At 77.0% G+C, this 1,164-nt stretch carries 1 protein-coding gene and 1 pseudogene; one reads left to right on the forward strand and one right to left on the reverse strand.

Annotation, left to right across the window (positions count from 1 at the left end; translation table 11 throughout):
• Window positions 1–28 precede the first annotated feature (28 nt).
• Window positions 29–268, forward strand: coding sequence for a hypothetical protein (locus tag ABZW03_RS41100; RefSeq protein ID WP_355270025.1), 240 nt, complete (start codon window positions 29–31; stop codon window positions 266–268).
• 55 nt (window positions 269–323) lie between these two features.
• Here the strand turns inward: ABZW03_RS41100 and ABZW03_RS41105 are convergent.
• Window positions 324–1,164, reverse strand: a pseudogene (locus ABZW03_RS41105) (Na+/H+ antiporter); the annotation flags it as partial.

The following is a 1,164-nucleotide window of genomic DNA, read 5'->3' on the forward strand; positions in this document are numbered from 1 at the left end:
GCCGACGCCTCGGTGCGGCCGTTCCCCGGTGACGAGTACCAGGACCAGGCCTCGCTCGGCCGGGTGGTGCTGGCCGGCCCTGTCCGACCTGCCGCTCCCCCGGCTGTCCGAGTGGCTGCGCACCTGGGTCGCGGACCGGGTCGCGAGGAACTGCGAGCTGGTCCAGGAGTTGAGCGCCTCGGGCAGCGCCGACCCGGTCGCCGAACTCCTCGCTTCGCGGGGGACCCCGGCCGGCGCCTCCGCCCCGGGCGCGCCGCCCGCTCGCTGACCCGGCCGGCGCCTCCACCTCGGCCGGGCCGCCGCCTCCACCTCGGCCGGGCCGCTCACGGGCTGCCGAGGGCGGCCTCCTCGCGGTCGAGGTCGTGCTGGAGGCGGCGGCGGGTGGTGTCGCTGATGCGGTGCTCGTCGTAGAGGCGGTGCAGCGCGGTGCTCTGGACCGCGATCACCTCGCGGCGCAGCTGCCGGTAGGCGGTGTCGGCGGTGGTGCCGTCGGGGGTCTCGGTGCTGCGGTCGAGTCTGGCCGTGAGGCCGCGGCGCACCCGGTCCAGGGCGGTGTCCGGTACGGCCTCCAGCTCGGTGAGGTACTCGACGTGGTCGAGGGCCGCGCGGTTGAGGGCGTCGCGGGCCTCGTCCTCCTCCCGGGCGGTGTGCTCGGGTTCGAGGGCGAGGCCGGAGCGGTGGACGACGGCGGCGAGGGTCAGGCCCTGGACGACCAGGGTGAGGACGACGACGGCGGTGGTGAGCACCAGGACCAGCGGCCGGCCGGGCAGCGCGCTGCCGTCGTCGGCGAGCAGCGGGACGGACAGCGCCGCGGCCAGCGGCATGACGCCCCTGGTCCCGGCCCAGGTGACCACCCCGGCGACCCGCCAGGACAGCCCGGGCCGGCCCCGGCCGGGCTCGACCGCGCGGGTCAGCGGCAGGGTGGAGAGCACTCGCACCGCGATCAGCACCGCCGCCAGCGCGAGCGCCTGGAGCGGCCACCAGCCGGTGCCGGCCGGCAGGTCCCGGACCAGGGTGGGCAGTTCCAGGCCGACGATGCTGAACACGACGCTCTCCAGCAGGAACACCACCACCGCGGACACGGCGTGCAGCTGCAGCCGGATGTGCGCGTCGGTCAGCCGGTGGCCGGAGCGCCCGAGCAGCACGCCGGCCACCACGACCGAG

Source organism: Kitasatospora sp. NPDC004799, assembly GCF_040609095.1.
Classification (GTDB): Bacteria; Actinomycetota; Actinomycetes; order Streptomycetales; family Streptomycetaceae; genus Kitasatospora.